Consider the following 20,185-nt stretch of genomic DNA (forward strand, 5'->3'; position numbering starts at 1 on the left):
TCAGGCGGGGGCTTCACCCACTGGGCTGACGGCTCCGTTCAACTGCTGGCTCAAGCCCCTCACCGACGGCGCTTCGATCAAGTCGGGCACCGTGAGTTGGAGATCAAGCGCGGCGTTGATCGCGGCGATCACCCGCATCGCCGTCAGCGATTCCCCGCCCATGTCGAAGAACGACTCATCCACCCCGACACGGTCCACACCGAGCACCTCGGCGTAGATGCTCGCCACGATCTGCTCGATCAGGGTCGACGGCGGGCGATGCGCCACCCGGGTGTCGACCTCGGGTGTCGGCACCACCGCGGTGGCCGGCCGGGCCGAATGCCGCCGGCGGTGCCAACGATCCAGCAGGTGATGCGCACCGGAACCCCGTAGGTCCAACGACGACAACCGCCGCCCCGGGTGGGCGGCCATCTCCACCAACACGTGGGTGAACCGCTCCATCAACGCCGCAATGCTCTGCGCGTCGAAGACGTCGGTGTCGTACTGAACCCGAAGTTCGAGTTCACGCCCCGGCCCGGCCTGCACCGTGAGCGGGTAGTGGTAGAAGTCGCGGCTGGTGAAGCCGGTGATGGTCAACCCGTCGACGCCCGCTGGCGTGCCGGTATCAGTCGGATAGTTCTCGTACACGAAGACGGTGTCGAAAAGCCTTTCCTGACCAGTGATGCGGTGAATGTCGCTGAGCGCGAGGTGCTGGTGCTCGAGCGTGTCGTTGTGTGCACTCTGCAGCTGATCCAAAAGGTCCGCCGTGGTCTTGGCCGACGTGATGGTCGCCCGCACCGGCACCGTGTTGATGAGCAGGCCCACCATCGATTCCGCGCCGACCACGTCGGGTGACCTACCCGAGACCACGGTGCCGAAGGCGACATCATGCTCACCGGTCAGCGAGCTGAGCAGAAGTGCCCACGCACCCTGCAGCACGATGTTGACGGTGGTGTGATGCGAGCGCGCCAGCTTGGTCAGCGCCCGCGTTGTCTTGGCAGGCACCCGGAACAGTTCACCGCTTCGCCGGCTGAGCCCCAACTGCTGCGGCGGGCCAACCAGAATCGGGGTGTCGAAGTCGGTGAACACCTCGCGCCACGCCGCATGGGCGGCGGTGTGATCCCGATCGGCCAGCCAGGTCATGAAGCTGCGATACGGCGAGGCCGCGGGCAGCCGCAGTCCGTGGTAGCCGGCGAAGATCTCCTGCATCAGGATCGGCATCGACCAGCCATCGAGCACGATGTGGTGGTTGGTGAGCACAAATCGGTGCCGGTCGTGTGCGGTGCGAATGAGCGCGACGCGGAACGGAGGCTGATCGACGAGGTCGCAGACCGCGGCGCGTTCGGCGACCAGGATCCGCTCGATCTGATCGTCGACATTCAAATTGCCGCTGTCCGTGTTCAATTCGGCATGACCGCCGGTGTCCAACTCGACGTACTGCCACGGCGCGACGGGATCAGCGGGAATGACCTGCACCGGTTGCTCGAACTGTGGGCAGAAGCGAGCGGCCAGGTGCGGATGCCTGCTGACCACTGCCTGCACGGCATCGCGCAACCGATGCGCGTCGAGCGGGCCGCTCAACGCGATATCCAGCTGCACCGCATACACATCGTCGCCGGAGTGATTGGCGATGCTGGCGTGGTACAGCAATCCCTTCTGCAACGGCGTCAACAACAGCACGTCGGCGATCGGAGACTGGCCATGCAACTCGTCGATCTGCTGCTGACTCAGCCTCGCAGGGGCGATATCCGACGGTGTCAAACCGCCCCCGCCACGCCGGACATGCGCGCAGATACCGGCCAGTGCGTCGAACCACAACCGGCTGATGCGGGTAACCGCCACGGTGTCCAGTGCCGACGGCGCCCACGTCCAGGTGGCGTTCAGGTGCGGGCCGGTGTCGGTGTCGATGGTGACCGCATTCAGTTCCACGGTGTGCGCCAGGGAAATCGGCATCGCCCCGGCGGCGCCGGTCATCGACAAGCCCTCTTGGCTGAAGCGCCACACGTCACCAGACGCGTAGGCCGCAGGCGACCCCAGCCGCCCGAGATAGTTGAACCCGATCGCCGGATCTGCTCCGGCCAAGTCGATATCGGGATTCAGATAGCGCAGGAGACCGTAGGTCATGCCGTCGGGTAGGGCCCGAAGCTGCTCCTTGGCGGCTTTGATCACCCCACCCAGTGCGGCGTCACCGGCCACCACCTGCGTCCAGCGCAATCCGCCCATCGCCAACGACACCGGGTACTTGGTGGTGAACCACCCCACCGTGCGCGACAGGTCGATGTTTCGATCGGCGGCGCCACCCAGATCCTCTTGGCGGCCGTGACCCTCGACATCGATCGCGATCGGCGCGTCACCTGTGCCCAGGTACTGCGCCCACGCCAAGGCAAAGGCGATCAACAGGATCTCGTGTACCCCGGCATGAAACGCCGCGGGTACCTCACCGAGCAGCATGTGGGTGGTCTCGGCATCCAGCATCTCGGTCAAGTAACCGGCCGTGGCGAACGTGTCCACCGCGGATTGCGGCGCCGGCAGCGCCGCAGGCAGCGCGGCCACCCGCCGCCACAACTCCGCATGCCTCACGACATCCGGGGCGTGCGCGTGCTCAGCCAGCAGATCCGCCCACCGCGCAAACGACGTCCCCGCCGGGGGCAGCAACACAGGCTGTCCGCCGTGATGCTGGGTCCACGCGATGTTGAGGTCCTCCATGACAATCCGCCACGACACCCCGTCGATGGCCAGATGGTGGACGATCAACGCCAGCTGCCCGGTGGAGGACGCCCACAGGGCGCTGACCATCGCACCGGCGGCCGGGTTCAACCGCGACCGTGCCGCAGCCACAGCCTCATCGGTCAGCACGTCCGCCGTGTGCAGGCACCCGTGCGCGTCCACGGTCCCCGGCTCGGGCACCGTCAATGACCATCCCCCGGCACCGTCGTCGGTGGCGCGCAACCGGAGCATGGCGTGTCGATCCAGCAGGGCCTGCAGTCCAACCACGACGTCGGCCTCGGTCACCCCCGCCGGAGCCTGCAGCACCACCGTCTGGTTGAACTCGTCGATCGGGCCGGCCATGCCGTTGAGCCACCGCATGATCGGGGTCGCGACCACCGGCCCGACACCCTCGTCGATCACCTCACCGGCTGGGTCACCCACCCTGACGACTCGCGCCAGACGGGCCACCGTCTGCTGCACGAAGATGTCGCGTGGCCGACCCACCAGGCCGGCACGATGGCCGCGCATGATCACCTGGATGGCCGAGATGCTGTCCCCGCCAAGGTCGAAGAACGAGTCGTCGACTCCGACCTGCTCCAGCCCGAGAACCTCCGCGAAGATGGCGACCAGGATCTCCTCGACGGGGGTCGCCGGGGCGCGGTAGTGATCGATGTCGGCGTACTCCGGTGCCGGCAGCGCGCGGGTGTCGAGCTTGCCGTTGACCGTCAACGGCAATGCGTCGATCTCCACCACCGCGGCAGGCACCATGTAGGACGGCAACCGCTCGACCAGTGCGACGCGCGCCTGGGCTGGGTCGGCGGTGCCGGTGATGTAGCCGACCAGACGCTTATCGCCCGGGCGGTCCTCACGCGCGATCACCACCGCCTGCTCGACACCCTCGAGGCCCGCCAGAGCCGCCTGCACCTCACCGAGTTCGATGCGATGCCCACGGATCTTGACCTGCTCATCAGCACGCCCCAGATACCGCAGCTGCCCATCGGCACCCCAACACGCCAGATCCCCCGTGCGGTACATCCGCATCCCCGGCGCGCCAAACGCACACGCCACGAACCGCGTTGACGTCAACGGCGCCCGGCCCACATAGCCCGCGCCCACCCCGGCACCGGCCACATACAACTCCCCGACGACGCCGGCCGGCACCGGGCCCAACCGGCTGTCGAGCACAAAGAAGGCCAGATGTGCGAGTGGTCCACCGATCGGGCTGACGGTGCTCGCCACATCGTCGGCGAGGATCTCGCGGAACGAGGCGTGCACCGTCGTCTCGGTGATCCCATACATATTGATCAACCGTGGCGAGTTCGGATGGTTCTCCAGCCACGACCCAAGACGCGCGGGCTCCAGCGCCTCACCGCCGAAAACCACCACGTCAAGCGCGAGTTCAGACTCCAGCCCGGGTGTGAGTCCCTCCACCGCCTGCAGCGCATAGAACGCCGATGGCGTCTGGCTCAACACACTGACCCGCTCCTCGACGAGCAAGTCATGGAGCTCCTCGGGTGATCGCACCACCGCCTCGGAGACCACCACCAGTCGCCCGCCATGCAGCAGCGCGCCGAAGATCTCCCACACCGAGAAGTCGAACGCCAACGAGTGACACTGCGTCCACACCTGACCCGGTGACAACTCCAAGTCGGCGTCCAGCGTCGCCAGCAGTCGGGTCACGTTGTGATGCGGAATCGCCACGCCCTTGGGCACACCCGTGGTGCCCGAGGTGTAGATCAGATACGCGATATCGTCACCGGCCGGCCCCGGCGGTGCGCTACTCGGCTGGCCGTTGCCTGTTTCGCTCCTCGCGTGCGCGCGAACCGCGGGGTCATCCACATCGATGACCGCCATCCCACGCCCGTGCAGCCGCTTCATCAGATCGGTGGTGGTCAGCGCGGCAACCGGCCCCGCATCGGCGAGCACGAACTCCATCCGCGCATCGGGTACCGCGGGATCAATCGGCACATAGGCGGCCCCGGTCTTGAGTACCGCGAAGATCGCCACGACCGCCTCGACCGACCGGGAGAACAGCAGTGCCACCCGCTGCCCCGGACCGGCGCCCTGCCCGATGAGCATGTGCGCCAACCGATTCGCAGCGTCATCGAGCTCTCGATACGACATGTGGATGCCGTCGAAGCTGACCGCAACGGCATGGGGGTCGCGAGCCACCTGCGCCTCGAACAGGGCAGGAATCGACACCCCGGTCACGGGCTGGGTCAACACCGCCCGATTACCGATCGTGTCGAGACGCACCCGCTCGTCGGCGTCGAGGACATCGATCGCCGACAACGGCCGGGCGGGGTCGGCGGCCATCGCCTCGAGCACCCGTTGCAACCGCTCGATCAGGACTTCGATGCTGTTGGCGTCGAAGACGTCGGTGCGGAACTCCACGGTCCCCGAAATACCCGCGGCCTCACCTGCTTCGGTCCACCGTTCGGCCAACGAGAACGACAGATCCATGCGGGCTGTTTGGGTGTCCAGGGGCAGTTGGGTGACCTGCAGATCCCCCAACGCCACCCCGGAGCCGGGATCGCCGGTCTGCCCGGGGACGTTCTGCCAGGCCAACATCACCTGCACCAGCGGGTGATGAGTCAGGGACCGGGTCGGATTGAGCCGTTCGACGAGAACTTCGAAGGGCACATCTTGATGCTCGAAGGCGCCCAGGCTGCGTGCTCGCACCTGCGCCAGTACCTCGCTGACGCTGGGATCGGATGCCAGATCGACCCGCAGCACCAATGTGTTGACAAAGAACCCGACCAGCTCGTCCAGCGCCGCATCACGGCGCCCGGCGGTTGGGAAACCCACCGCCACATCAGAACTCGCGCTCAGCTTGGACAACAGCACGGCCAGGGCCGCCTGCATGACCATGAATCCGGTCGCGTTGTGCTCGCGAGCCAAACGATTGACCTGCTGCTGAAGCTCGGCTGGCCAGTCCACGTCGACCCTTGCGCCGCCCTGATCGGCCACCAGCGGGTACGGCCGGTCGGTCGGCAGCGCTATGCGCTCGGGCATCCCGGCCAGAGCGTCTTCCCAATACCCCAGCTGCTTGGCGATACGGCTGTCGCTGTCGTCGAGGTCACCAAGTTGCGCACGCTGCCACAGCGTGTAATCGACATACTGGACCGCCAACGGCGCCCACCCGGGGACTTGCCCGGCACATCGACTGGCGTAGGCCACCCCCAGATCAGCCACCAGCGGGGTGATCGACCAGCCGTCCGCGGCGATGTGGTGCACCACGGCCACCAGTACGTGCTCATCCTCGGAGACACGGAAGAGCTTTGCCCGCAACGGAATCTCGGCGGACAGTGCGAAGCTGTGCCGCGCCGCCTCGCCGACAGCTGCCTCCAGCCGGCTCACCGTCCAACCCGTTGCATCCACTGTCTCCCAGCCGAATTCGGCCTGTTCGGGAGAGACAACCACCTGCTGTGGTATTCCGTCGACCGCGGGGAACAGCGTGCGCAGGCTCTCGTGGCGGCTCACCACGTCGGCGAACGCCGCGCCTAGCGCATCGACATCAAGGCGCCCTCCGAGGCGCAACCCCACCGCAAGGTTGTAAACGGGTGAGGGGCCCTGCAATTGGTCGACGAACCACAACCGGCTCTGCGCGAAGGACAGCGGCATGACGGCCGGCCGCTCGCCAGCCACCAGCGGCTCCAGCCGATCCTCATCGGCACCAATGCGCAGCACCAACTGGGCAACCGTGGGAGCGTCGAACACCGCACGCACCGCAATGCCCGCATCCAGGGACCGGTTGATCGCCGCGGCCAGGCGCATCGCCAACAGCGAGTCCCCACCGAGGGCGAAGAAGGAATCATCGACGCCGACTCGGTCCAGGCCCAGGACCTGGGCGTAGATGCCGGCCAGGATCTCCTCGGCGGGTGTGCTCGGTGCGCGGTAGTGATCGACATCGGTGTACTCCGGTGCCGGCAGTGCCTTCTTGTCGAGCTTGCCGTTGACGGTCAGCGGCAACGCGTCCAACACCACCACCGCGGCTGGCACCATGTAGTCCGGCAACCTGTCGGCCAGCGCTGTACGCAGTTCATCCGAGTGCGCGGTGCCGGTGATGTAGCCGACCAGCCGCTTGTCGCCGGGGCGGTCCTCGCGGGCGATCACCACCGCCTGCTCGACACCATCGAGTCCGGCCAACGCGGCCTGAACATCGCCGAGTTCGATGCGATACCCGCGGATCTTGACCTGATCGTCGGCACGACCCACGTACTGCAGCTGACCGTCAGCGCCCCAGCACACCTGATCGCCGGTGCGATACATCCGAATCCCGGACTCCCCGAAGGGACAGGCCACAAACCGCGTCGCACTCAACGGTGCCCGGCCCACATAGCCATAGCCCAAACCCGCACCGGCCACGTACAACTCGCCGACCACACCCGCTGACACCGGCCGCAACCAGCCATCGAGCACGAAGAACGCCAGATCGGCCAACGGCACCCCGATCGGACTGACGGTGCTCTCCACGTCAGCGGCGAGGATCTCGCGGAACGAGGCATGCACCGTCGTCTCGGTGATGCCATACATGTTGATCAACCGCGGCGAGCCCGGATGACTCTCCAGCCATCCCGCAAGACGGGAAGGCACCAAGGCCTCACCACCGAACACCACCACGTCAAGGGCAAGCCCCGATCCGAGCCCGGACTGCACCTCATCGACAGCCTGCAACGCGTCGAACGCCGACGGCGTCTGGCTCAACACACCGACCCGCTGCTCCACCAACAAGGCGTGGAACTCCTCAGCCGACCGCGCCACCGACTCAGGCACCACCACCAGCCGCCCACCATGCAGCAGCGCGCCGAAGATCTCCCACACCGAGAAGTCGAACGCCAACGAATGACTCTGCGTCCACACCTGACCTGCCGACAGCTCCAGGCGGGTATCGATCGCGTCCAACAGTCGCGCCACATTGCGATGCGGAATCGCCACACCCTTGGGCACACCCGTGGTACCCGAGGTGTAAATCAGATACGCAACATCATCAGCGCTCGACACAGGCAGCGCACTGCCCGACACGCTCACCAACGCGGCGTCGGCGACATCGACGACCGGCAACTCATGCCCGTCCAACCGATACACCAGATCAGCAGTGGTCACCACAACCAGCGGCGCGGAATCAGCGAGCACGAACTGCATCCGCGCATCAGGCACCGCCGGATCGACGGGCACATACGCCGCCCCCGTCTTGAGCACCCCCAGAATCGCAACAACCGCCTCAACCGACCGCGAGAACAGCAAGCCCACCCGCTGCCCCGGACCCGCACCGCGACCAACCAACAAGTGCGCCAACCGATTCGCAGCCTCATCCAGCTCGCGATACGACATGTCACGACCGTCGAAACTGACCGCCACCGCCTCCGGGGTGCGAGCCACCTGCGCCTCAAACAGCTCCGGAATCGACACCGACGACGCAGCGGGCCGACTCAATGCCGCCCGATTACCCCACTCATCCAGCTCGGCGAGGTCATCTTCATCGTCCACATCCATCGACAACAGTCGACGGCTCGCATCGGCGGTCATGATTCCTGCACCTCACCTGTCATGGCCTCCAACACCCGCTGGAACCGCTTGACTACCTTCTTCACCCGGTCCGCGCTGAACACGTCGGTGTCGAACTCGACACGCAGGACTAGTTCAGTGCCCGGCATGGCTTGCAGGGTCAGCGGGTAGTGGTTGTACTCGCGGCCGCTGACCGCGGTGATCGCCAACCCGTTCGTGGTGTGCGTCGCGGCGGCGGCCACGGGATAGTTCTGGAACACGAACAGGGTGTCGAAGAGTTGATCGTGACCGGCAGCACGATGGATCTCGCTGAGCGCCAAATGCTGGTGGTCGAGGGTGTCGCTGTGACAACGTTGCAGGTCGCCGAGCAGGCCGGCGATGGTGGTGTCCGGGGTGATGGTCGCCCGTACCGGCACGGTGTTGATCAGCAGGCCGACCATCGATTCGGCACCTGCCACCTCGGCCGACCTACCCGAGACCGCGACGCCGAACGCGACATCGTGCTGGCCGGTCAGCCACATCAGCACCTGCGCCCAGGCCGCCTGCAGCACTGTGTTGACGGTGGTGTGGCAGCTGCGGGCAAGCGCATTGACGGTCTGGGTGGTCTCGGCGGGCAGCCGGAACGTCTCGGTGTCCCGTCGTCCCGGTCGTGTCCGCCCTCTGGGAGCCACCAGAGTGGGCGTGCTGAATCCAGCCATGACCTCACGCCACGCGGTGTGGGCGGCATCGATGTCTCGATCGGCAAGCCATGTGACGAACCTGCGGTAGGACCCGGCCGCGGGCAGCCGCTGCTCGTAGTAGCTGGCGAATATCTCCTGCAGCAGGATCGGCAGCGACCAGCCGTCGAGCACGATGTGGTGGTAGGTCATGACGAACCGGTGCTCGTTGTCGGCGGTGCGGATCAGCGCCGTGCGGAAGGCCGACTGGTGGACCAGGTCGCAGACCGCCGCGCGTTCACCGGCGCACACCCGCTCCATCTGCTCCTGGAAATCGTGGTCCTCCGCGGCGATTTCGACGTACAGCCAGGGCACGCTGAGGTCCGCGGGAATGACCTGCACCGGCTCGTCGAATCGCTGGTCGAACCGGGCGGCCAGGTTGGGGTGGCGGCTGACCACGGTGTGCACCGCCGCGCGCAGCCGATCGGGATCCAGCGGACCAGCGGCGGTGACGTCAAGCTGCATGGCGTAGACGTCGTCATCGTCGTTGCCGTGAGTTGCATTGGCGTGGAACAGCAGTCCCTGCTGCAGGGGCGTCAAAGGAAGTACGTCAGCGATGCTGTGTTGCCGGCTCAGCTCATCGATCTCCTGCTGGGTGAGCCGGGCGGGGATGATGTCCGACGGTGTCAGGCCCCCACCGCCCTCGCGGACGTGGGTGCAGATACCCGTCAGGGCGTCGAACCAGAGCTGGGACAGGCGACTCACCTGGGTCTCGTCCAGCACCGAGGTAGCCCACGTCCAGGTGGCGTAAAGGCTTGGACCGAAGTCGGTCTCGGCGGTGCTGGCGTTGAGTTCCACGGTGTGCCCAAGCGGCATGGGGATCGCCGCTGCGGCAGCGGCGATCGACGCACCATCGACGCTGACCTGCCACAGTTCGGCGAGGGCCTCCGGCTCCGCCACCCCGGTCGATCCGAGCCTGCCGAGGTAGTTGAATCCGATGGTCGGATCGGATCCGGACAGTTCGACTTGGGTGTTGAGGTAGCGCGCCAAGCCGTAGGTCATCCCGTCGGGTAGGGCGCGGAGTTGTTCCTTGGCATCCTTGATCACGGGGCCGAGTGCGGCGTCGCCGGCAACCACCTGGGACCAGCGCAGCCCGCCGACGTTCAAGGCAACCGGGTACTTGGTGGTGAACCACCCCACCGTGCGCGAGAGGTCAACGCCCGGAGCGACGTCCTCGTCGCGGCCGTGACCCTCGACATCGATGGCCAGAGGTGTGGTGGTGTCCAAGAACTGTGACAACGCCAATCCATAGGCGATCAGCAGGATGTCCTGTACCCCAGCGTGAAACGCTGCAGGCGCCTCACCGAGCAACACGCGAGTCGTCTCGACGTCCAGCGACGCCGTGAGGTGCCCAGCGGTCGCGTAGGTGTCGTACTCGGACTGCGCCGCGGGCAGCGCGACGGGAGCCCCCAACACCGTTCGCCAGCTATTGGCCTGATCCACCACTGCCGGCGTTTGAGCTGCTTCATCAAGCAGCGCCGCCCACCGGGCGAATGAGGTTCCGGTCGTCGGCAGTGTGACGGGTTGGCCATGGCGATGCTGGGCCCAGGCGATGTTGAGGTCTTCGAGCAGAATCCGCCAGGACACCGCGTCGATGGCCAGGTGGTGAATGGTCAGCACCAACTGGCCGGTGGTTGCCACCCACAGGGCACTGACCATCTCCCCCGCGGCCGGGTTCAACCGCGACCGAGTCGCCACCAGCGCCTCATCGGACAACGCGTCGACCGACTGCAGCTGGGCTCGCACCGCCCCCTTCTCGGGTACCTGCAGCGTCCACTCTCCCGCGGTCCCTGTTGATTCGGCGCGCAGCCGCAGCATGGCGTGCCGGTCCAGCAGCGCCCCAAGGACCATCTCCACATCGGCCTCGTTCACTCCCGGCGGGGCCTGGACCACGACCGTCTGGTTGAACTCGTCGACGGGGCCGCCAGCACTCTCCACCGCCCGCAGCCACCGCATGATCGGGGTCGGTGCCACCGGCCCGATACCCTCGTCGATCGGACCGTCGTCGCCGTCGGTCACGCCGACCACCTGAGCCAGTCGAGCCACGGTCTGCTCGACGAAAATGTCTCGGGGCCTGCACATCACACCGGCCGCACGAGCCCGGGCCACAACCTGCATGGACAGAATGCTGTCCCCGCCAAGGTCGAAGAACGAGTCGTCGACCCCGACTCGCTCGAGCCCGAGAACCTGGGCGTAGATGCTGACCAGGATCTCCTCGATCGCATCGGCCGGGGCACGGTAGCGATCGACGTCCTGGTAGTCCGGCGCAGGCAGGGCCCGAGTGTCGAGCTTGCCGTTGACGGTCAACGGCAACGCATCCAAGACCACGACAGCGGCTGGGACCATATAGGGCGGCAGCCGGTCGGCCACCGCGCTCCGCAGCCCGGCCGGGTCCACCGCTCCGGTCACCGATTCGGTGACATAGCCGACGAGGCGTTTGACGCCCGGATGGTCTTCGCGCGCAATCACCACCGCCTGCGCCACCGAATCCTGTGCGGCCAGCGCGGACTGAACCTCGCCGAGTTCGATGCGGTAGCCGCGGATCTTGACCTGGTCATCGGCGCGGCCCAGATACTGCAGCTGTCCGTCGGCACGCCAGCTCACGAGGTCTCCGGTGCGATACATGCGCGTGCCCGCAATGCCCGGCCCACCGAACGGGCATGCCACGAAACGTGCCGCCGTCAGACCCGACCGGCCCAGGTACCCGCACGCCACACCGTCACCGGCCACGTACAGCTCACCGACCACCCCGGCAGGCACGGGCCGCAACCACTCGTCGAGCACGAACAGCGCCGACGTCGAGACGGGGGCACCGATGGGCGCGGCCCCGGACCCGGGCAGCAGTGGCGCACTCATCGATGCGTACACCGTGATCTCGGTTGGGCCGTAGGCGTTGATCACCACACGTCCAGGCGCCCAGCGATCCACCACCTCGCCCGGGCAGGCCTCGCCACCGAGCAGCAACGCCACGGACTCCAGCCCCTCTGGTGCCAACGCTCCAGCGGCAGAGGGAGTTTGGGTGAGTACATTGACCCGCTCGCGGATCAGCAGATCATGGAACTCCTCGGGTGAGCTCACGACCGACTCGGGCACCACCACCAGCCGCGACCCGCCAAGCAGCGCGGCCCAGATCTCCCATACCGAGAAGTCGAAGGCATAGGAATGGCATTGCGTCCACACCTGTTCCACCGGCAACTGCTGCGGCGTCGACCGTGCGAGGTGGGTCAGATTGTGGTGGCTGACGGCCACACCCTTGGGGACACCCGTGGTTCCAGAGGTGTAGATCAGGTAGGCAAGATCATCTGGGGCGGACTCGGCCACCGCCAACGGTGTGGCGGGATGTGCGTCCACATCGGTGTCGTTGATGTCGATGACCGCCAACCCAAAGCCGTCCAACCGGTCGGCCAGACCGGTGTGGGTGATCGCGGCGACCGGTGCGGAATCGGCCAGCATGAACTCGATCCGGGCCGCTGGCACCGCCGGGTCGATCGCCAGATAGGCGGCCCCGGACTTCAGCACCGCCAGCATCGCGACGATCGCCTCCGCGGACCGCTCCAATAGCAGCGCCACACAGCGTCCTGGGCCCGCGCCTTGATCGATCAGCAAGTGCGCCAGCCGGTTTGCGGCCTCATCGAGTTCGCGGTAGGTCAAGGAGCGATCACCGGCGGTGACCGCCACGGCCTCCGGGGCGCGGCTGACCTGTGTCGCGAACAACGCGGGGACCGACACGGGTTCCCCTGCGGGCCCGGTCAGCGCCGCCCGATTGCCCATGTCATCGAGGCGGGCGTGTTCATCGGCGTCGAGCAGGTCGATGGAGGACAGGCGCTGACCGGAGTCGGTGGTCATCGCCACCAGCACCTGCTCGAACCGCTTGATCAGGGTTTCGATGCTGGCCGGGTCGAACACGTCGGTCCGGAACTCCACCGTCCCAACGATTCCGGCGGGCTCGCCGGCCTGCGACCGACGTTCAGCCAGCGAGAAGCTCAGATCCATGCGGGCGGTGTGGGTGTCCGCCGGCATCTGGGCGATCCGCAGGTCCCCCAATTCCAACCCGCCGCCGGAAGCGCCGCCGCCGTGTCCGGTGAGGTTCTGCCACGACAGCGCCACCTGGACCAGCGGGTGATGGGTCAGGGATCGGCTGGGGTTGACCCGGTCGACGAGCACTTCGAACGGCACGTCTTGGTGCTCGTAGGCGGCCAGGCTGCGTGTCCGCACCTGAGCCAGCAACTCCGCCACCGTGGGGTCCCCGGCCAGATCGACCCGCAGCACCAGCGTGTTGGCGAAGAATCCGATCAGCTCATCGAGCGCAGGGTCGCGACGCCCGGCGATCGGGAAGCCCACCGCCACATCAGAACTCCCGCTGAGTTTGGACAGCAGCACGCCGAGCGCGGCCTGCAGCACCATGAAGCTGGTCGCGTTGTGCTCGCGAGCCACCCGGGCGACCTGCAGCCCCAACTCGGCGGACCAGTCCAGGGCCATCGTGGCGCCACGCTGATCGGCCGCCGGCGGATACGGCCGGTCGGTCGGCAGTGCCACCCGCTCGGGCATCCCGGCCAGAGCTTCCTGCCAGTACGCGAGCTGGGTGGCGATACGGCTGTCACTGTCGTCGAAATCACCGAACTGGGCGCGCTGCCACAGTGTGTAGTCCACGTACTGGACCGCCAACGGCGCCCACCCCGGGGCTTGCCCGGCACACCGGCTGGCGTAGGCCACCCCCAGATCCATCACCAACGGGGTCATCGACGAGCCGTCGGCGGCGATATGGTGCACCACAGCCGCCAGCACGTGCTCGTCCTCGGACAGGCGGAAAAGTCGTGCCCGTAACGGGATCTCAGTTGCCAGATCGAATGTGTGTCGCGCTGAGTCGCCGATCGCCTCCCGCAGCTGCGCCGCCGTCCAGCCGGTGGCATCGACGACCTGCCAGCCGAACTGGGCAGTCTCGGGAGACACCACTGATTGCCGAGGGATTCCCTCAACTGCCGGGACCATCGTGCGCAGGATCTCGTGACGGGCCACCACATCCGCAAGCGCCATACCCAGCGCGTCGACGTCCAACGCCCCGCTGATGCGAAGCGCCGTCGGCATGTTGTACACCGGCGACGGGCCCTGCAACTGGTCCAGGAACCACAACCGGGATTGGGCGAACGACAACGGAATCACCGGAGGTCGCTCGCCTGCCACCAAAGGCTCCAGCCGCGCCTCTTGGGCACCGATGCGGGGCGCCAACTGTGCCACCGTGGGCGCCTCGAACACGGTGCGCACCGCAAGCCCGGCGTTCAGGCCGGTGTTGACCGCCGCGATCAGACGCATCGCGGATAGCGAGTCGCCCCCCAGATCGAAGAACGAGTCATCGACACCGACGCGCTCCACACCCAGCACCTGGGCGTAGATGCCGGTCAGGATCTCCTCGGTGAGGGTGACCGGCGCGCGGTAGTGATCGATGTCCTGGTACTCGGGTGCCGGCAGGGCACGGGTGTCCAGTTTTCCGTTGGGTGTCAACGGTATTGCCGACAACGTCACGACCGCGGACGGAACCATGTAGGCGGGCAGTTGCTCGGCCAGCTGGGTGCGCAACTTGGCCACGTCCGCCGTCCCGGTCACATACCCCACCAGGCGAATGTCGGCGGTGCGGTCCTCTCGGGCGATCACTGCCGCCTGGTCGACACCGTCCAGTCCGGCCAACACCGACTGGATCTCGCCGAGTTCGATGCGATAGCCGCGAATCTTGACCTGCTCATCGGCACGCCCCACATACCGCAGCTGCCCATCAGCACCCCAGCACACCAGATCCCCGGTGCGATACATCCGTGTTCCGGGCGCTCCGAACGGGCAGGGCACAAACCTCGACCCGGTCAACCCGGCACGGCCCACATACCCGACACCCACACCGCGGCCGGCGATGTACAGCTCGCCGACCACCCCGGGTGGCACCGGGCGCAATGACCCATCCAGGACGAACAGGGCAGCCCCCGACACCGGCGTACCGATCGGCGGTGCCCCCGATCCGGCACTCAACGGTGCAGTCCTGGACGCACATATCGTGGTCTCGGTCGGACCGTACGCGTTGACCATCAACCGTCCGGGCGCCCAGCGATCCACCACCTCGGCCGGACACGGCTCACCGGCCACCAACAACGCCGCCGATCCCAGGGACTCAGGTGTCAACATCGCCACCGCCGAGGGGGTTTGGCTCAACACGCTGACCTGTTCGGCTACCAGCAAGGCGTTGAGGTCCTCGGGTGAGCGGGCCACCGACTCGGGCACGACCACCAGTCGGCCGCCGTGCAACAGCGCGCCCCAGATCTCTTCAACCGAGGCGTCGAAGGAGTACGAATGCCACTGCGTCCACGCCTGACCCGCGAGGAAGGTGTCCCGCGACCCCAACAACTGGGTCACGTTGTGGTGGGTGATCGCCACGCCCTTGGGGACACCTGTGGTCCCCGAGGTGTAGATGATGTAGGCGATGTTGTCGGGGCTCGGCATCGGCAGTGCGGCGCTGATATGGCCGTCAACCACCGTGGCCGCAGCATCCCCAATATCGATGACCAGCAGGTCACAGCCGGCCAGGCGGTCGGCCAGGCCGCTGGTGGTGATCGCGGCGGTCGGCGCAGCATCGGCGAGCATGAACTCGATTCGCGCGTCGGGCAGTGCGGGGTCGATCGGCAGATACGCGGCGCCGGTCTTGAGCACCGCCAGCATTGCCACGACCGCATCAGCGGAGCGCTCCGACAGCAGCGCCACGCACGCACCCGGACCAACATCGTGAGCGGCTAACTTGTGCGCCAGCCGATTTGCGGACTCGTCGAGATCCCGGTAGGTCATGGCGCGGCCGTCGAAACTGATGGCCACCGCGTCGGGAGCACCGACAACCTGTTCGGCGAACAATGCCGGAATCGATGCCGGCGCCGGGGCCGGGTCGGTCAACACCGCCCGGTTGCCCCACCCGTCCACGCGGGCATGCTCGACCTCGTCGAGCAGGTCGATAGACGAGATCCGCCGGGTGGGGTCGGCAGTCATCGCCGCCAACACCCGCCGCCACCGTCCGATCAGCGTTTCGATGCTGTCCGCGTCGAAGACGTCGGTGCGGAACTCCACCGCCCCGCCGATCCCGGCGGGCTCACCGTTCTGGGTCCAGCGTTCCCCGAGGGAGAACGTCAGGTCCATGCGGGCGGTCTGGGTGTCCACCGGCAGCGGCGAGACCTGCAGATCACCCAGGCGCAGCCCGTCGGCGGGGCCGGTGTCCTGCCAAGGCAGGTTCTGCCAGGCCAACGCCACCTGCACCAGCGGGTGATGGGTCAGGCTTCGAGTGGGGTTGAGCCGCTCGACCAGCACCTCGAAGGGCACGTCCTGATGCTCGTAGGCGGCCAGGCTGCGTGCGCGCACCTGGGCCAGTAACTCGGCAACGGTGGGGTCATCGGCCAGATCGACGCGCAGGACGAGGTTGTTGACGAAGAAGCCCACCAGCTCATCCAGGGCGGAGTCGCCGCGCCCTGCGATCGGGAAGCCAACCGCCACATCGGTACTCGCGCTGAGGTTGGACAGCAGCACCGCAAGGGCGGCCTGCATCACCATGAAACTGGTCGCGCCGTGCTCGCTGGCCACCGCGCGAACCTGCTGCTGCAACTCGGTCGGCCACTCCACCTCTACGGTGGAGCCGCGCTGATCGGCGACCGGCGGGTAGGGCCGGTCGGTGGGCAGTGCCACGTGTTCGGGCAGTCCTGCCAGCGCCTCTTCCCAGTAGGCCAGCTGCGCAGCGATGGGGCTGTCACTGTCATCGAGATCGCCGAGCTGCTCGCGCTGCCACAGCGTGTAGTCGACGTACTGCACCGCCAGGGGTGCCCAGTCGGGTGCCCGTCCCGCGCGCCGGCTGGCGTACGCGACACTCAGATCGGACACCAGTGGGGTCAGCGACCAGCCATCGGCGGCGATATGGTGCACCACGGCCACCAGAATGTGCTCGTCCTCGGCGACCCGGAAAAGTCGTGCCCGCAACGGGATTTCGGCCGCCAGGTCAAAACTGTATCGAACCGTGGCAGCCATGGCCTCGTCGAGTTGGCTCGCCGTCCATCCGCTGGCATCGATGACCTCCCAACCAAAGTCGGGCCGGTCAGCGGATGCCACCACCTGCCGAGGCGTGCCGTCGGGCGCTTCGAAGCGGGTGCGGAGGGTCTCGTGGCGGCCAATGACGTCGGTCAGCGCCGCACCCAGTGCATCTGGATCGAGGTGTCCGCGCAGCCGCAGACCCACCGGCATGTTGTAAACCGGGGAGGGGCCCTGCAACTGGTCGACGAACCACAACCGGTTCTGGGCGAACGACAGTGGAACCACGGCGGGGCGCTCACCGGCCACCAGCGGCTCCATGCGGCCGGTACCCACACCGACACGCGGCGCCAACTGAGCGACCGTGGGCGCCTCGAACACGATGCGCGCCGCAAGATCGGTGTCCAGGCTGGCATTGATCGCAGAGACCAGGCGCATCGTCGAGACGGAATCGCCACCCAGATCGAAGAACGAGTCGTCGACGCCGATGCGCTCGACATCCAGTACCCGAGCAAAGATTCCGGCCAGGATCTCCTCGGTGGGTGTGGCAGGGGCGCGGTAGTGCCCGACATCCTGGTAGTCCGGCGCAGGCAGCGCGCGGACGTCGAGTTTGCCGTTGACCGTCACTGGCAGCGCCGCGATCCCGACGACAGCAGTGGGGACCATGTAGGTCGGCAGCCGTTCGGCCAGCGCGGCACGCGCCTGGACCGGGTCGGCGGTCCCGGTGATGTAGCCGACCAGGCGCCTGTCGCCCGGTTGGTCCTCACGGGCAATCACGGCCGCCTGGTCCACCCCGTCGAGCGCGGTCAGCGCCGACTGGATCTCGCCGAGTTCGATGCGATACCCGCGGATCTTGACCTGTTCGTCGGCACGGCCGAAGTAATCCAGCTGCCCGTCGGCACGCCAGCGCACCAGATCTCCGGTGCGATACATGCGCGTCCCGGGCTCTCCGAACGGGCACGCCATGAATCGCGACGCGGTCAACCCCGTGCGACGCCAATACCCCACTCCGACACCGGCACCGGCGAGGTACAGCTCGCCGACCACACCCTCGGACACCGGGCGCAGGCACTCGTCCAGTACGAAGAACGCCGCCCACGCCGTCGGTGAGCCGATCGGCGGAGACCCCGATCCCGCCGCCAGCGGCGCGCTGGCACACAACCACATCGTGGTCTCGGTCGGTCCGTAGACGTTGACCATCACCCGCCCCGGCGCCCAACGGTCCACCAACGCCGGCGGGCAGGGCTCGGCGCCGATCACCAGCGTCGTCCCGTCCAGGCCATCCACCGGCAGTATCGACACTGCCGACGGGGTCTGCGTCAGCACCGTGATCCGTTCGCGTACCAGCAGTTCGTGGAATTCCTGAGGTGAGCGGGCCACCATCTCGGGTACCACCACCAGGCGGCCCCCGTGCAGCAACGCACCCCAGATCTCCCACACCGAGAAGTCGAAGGCATACGAGTGGAACTGCGTCCACACCTGCCCTGGCTCCAGCGGCACTCCGATCTGCAGCGAGTCGAACAGTTGAGTCACGTTGCGCTGAGTGACCGCCACGCCCTTGGGCATGCCGGTGGTCCCCGAGGTGTAGATGATGTGGGCGACGTCATCCGGTGCCGGCGCCGGCAGTGACGTGTTGGGCTGGGCTGCGATGTCAGGATCCTCGACATCGACGACCAGCAACTCGAATCCGTCGAACCGAGACGTAAACACGGTCGTGGTGACCGCGGCGATGGGCGCGGAATCGGTCACCATGAACTCGACGCGGGCCGACGGCAGCGCCGGGTCGATGGGCAGATAGGCGGCGCCGGTCTTGAGCACCGCCAAGATCGCCACGACACCGTCGATCGACCGGGGGAACATCAACGCCACCCGCTCGCCCGGACCGGCCCCCCGCGCGACGAGCAAGTGCGCCAACCGGTTGGCCGCCTCATCCAGCTCGCGATAGGTCATCGACCGGTCGCCACAGACCAGCGCCACCGCCTCCGGGGCACGCGTCACCTGCGCGCCAAAGAGCTCCGGCACCGACGCCGACTGCGCCAAGTGGCTCAGCACCGCCCGGTTCCCGATCTCATCCAGGCGGGTCCGCTCAGCTTCATCGAGCAGATCCACTGCCGACAGCGGGCGCCTGGGATCGGCGGCCATCGCCGCCAACACCGTCTCGAAACGCTTGGCGAGGGCCTCGATTCCGGCCACGTCGAAGACATCGGTGTCGTACTCCACGCGCAGGCGCAGTTCGTCACCGGGTATGGCTTGCATCGTCAGCGGATAGTCGGTGGACTCGAGGCTGGTGAACTCGGTGATGGTCAGCCCGTCGGCGCCCGACAATGCGCTGGCGTCGACCGGGTAGTTCTCGAACACGAAAAGCGTGTCGAACAGTCGGTCGTGGTCGGTGATGCGATGAATCTCGCTGAGCGCAAGATGTTGGTGCTCAAGGGTTTTAGCGTTCGATCGTTGCAGTTGGTCGAGCAACTCGGCGGTGCTGGTCGCCGCGGTGATGTCGGCGCGCACCGGCACGGTGTTGATCAGCAGACCAACCATCGATTCCGCGCCTGCCACCTCGGCGGGCCGCCCCGAGACCACGACGCCGAAGGCGACATCATGCAGGCCGGTCAGCGAGCTGAGCAGCACCGCCCAGGCGCCCTGAAGCACGGTGTTGACGGTGGTGTGATGCGAGCGGGCCAGCTCGTTGAGCGCCCGAGTCGTCGACTCGGACACCCAATGCGAGGCAACGCCGCGCTCCCCCAGCCCGGACTTCTGTGGTGGGCCAACGAGGGTGGGGGCCTCGAAACCGGCCAGCACCTCGCCCCAGGCCGCGTGAGCGCTAGCCTGGTCGCGATCGGCCAGCCAGCTGATGAAGCTGCGATACGGCGTCGCCGCAGGCAGTCGCTGCTCGCGATAGCTGGCGAAGATCTCGTGCAGCAGGATCGGCAGCGACCAGCCATCGAGCACGATGTGGTGGTTGGTGAGCACGAACCGGTGCCGGTCTGGTGCGGTGCGAATCAGCGCCACCCGAAACGCCGGTGGGTGGGCCAGGTCGCAGACCGCAGCGCGTTCGTCGGCGCACACCCGCTGGATCTGTGCCTCAGCTTCAGCTGTGCCCAATTCGGCCTGGGCTGAGCCCAATTCGCCATCGGCCGTGCCCAGTTCGACATACCGCCATCCCGCCTCGGGATCGGCCGGGATGATCTGCACCGGCTCGTCAAACTGGTCGCAGAATCGGGCCGCGAGGTGTG

Annotated in this window: 2 protein-coding genes (1 of these 2 cut by a window edge); both read right to left on the reverse strand. The window is 67.1% G+C overall.

Annotated elements, in window-relative coordinates; genetic code table 11:
- Window positions 1–8,217 (reverse strand): non-ribosomal peptide synthetase, encoded by an 8,217-nt coding sequence (locus ABIA65_RS09030; RefSeq protein WP_354523310.1) that lies wholly within the window; start codon window positions 8,215–8,217, stop codon window positions 1–3.
- Window positions 8,214–20,185, reverse strand: the 3' portion of a protein-coding gene (locus ABIA65_RS09035) for a non-ribosomal peptide synthase/polyketide synthase (protein WP_354523311.1). The gene runs 12,448 nt beyond the window's last position; only the last 11,972 of its 24,420 coding nucleotides appear in the window; its start codon lies off the right edge, out of view; the stop codon is at window positions 8,214–8,216. Before ABIA65_RS09035 ends, ABIA65_RS09030 begins: the two co-directional genes overlap by 4 nt.

This window comes from Mycolicibacterium sp. 624, from assembly GCF_040548615.1.
Taxonomy (GTDB): Bacteria; Actinomycetota; Actinomycetes; order Mycobacteriales; family Mycobacteriaceae; genus Mycobacterium.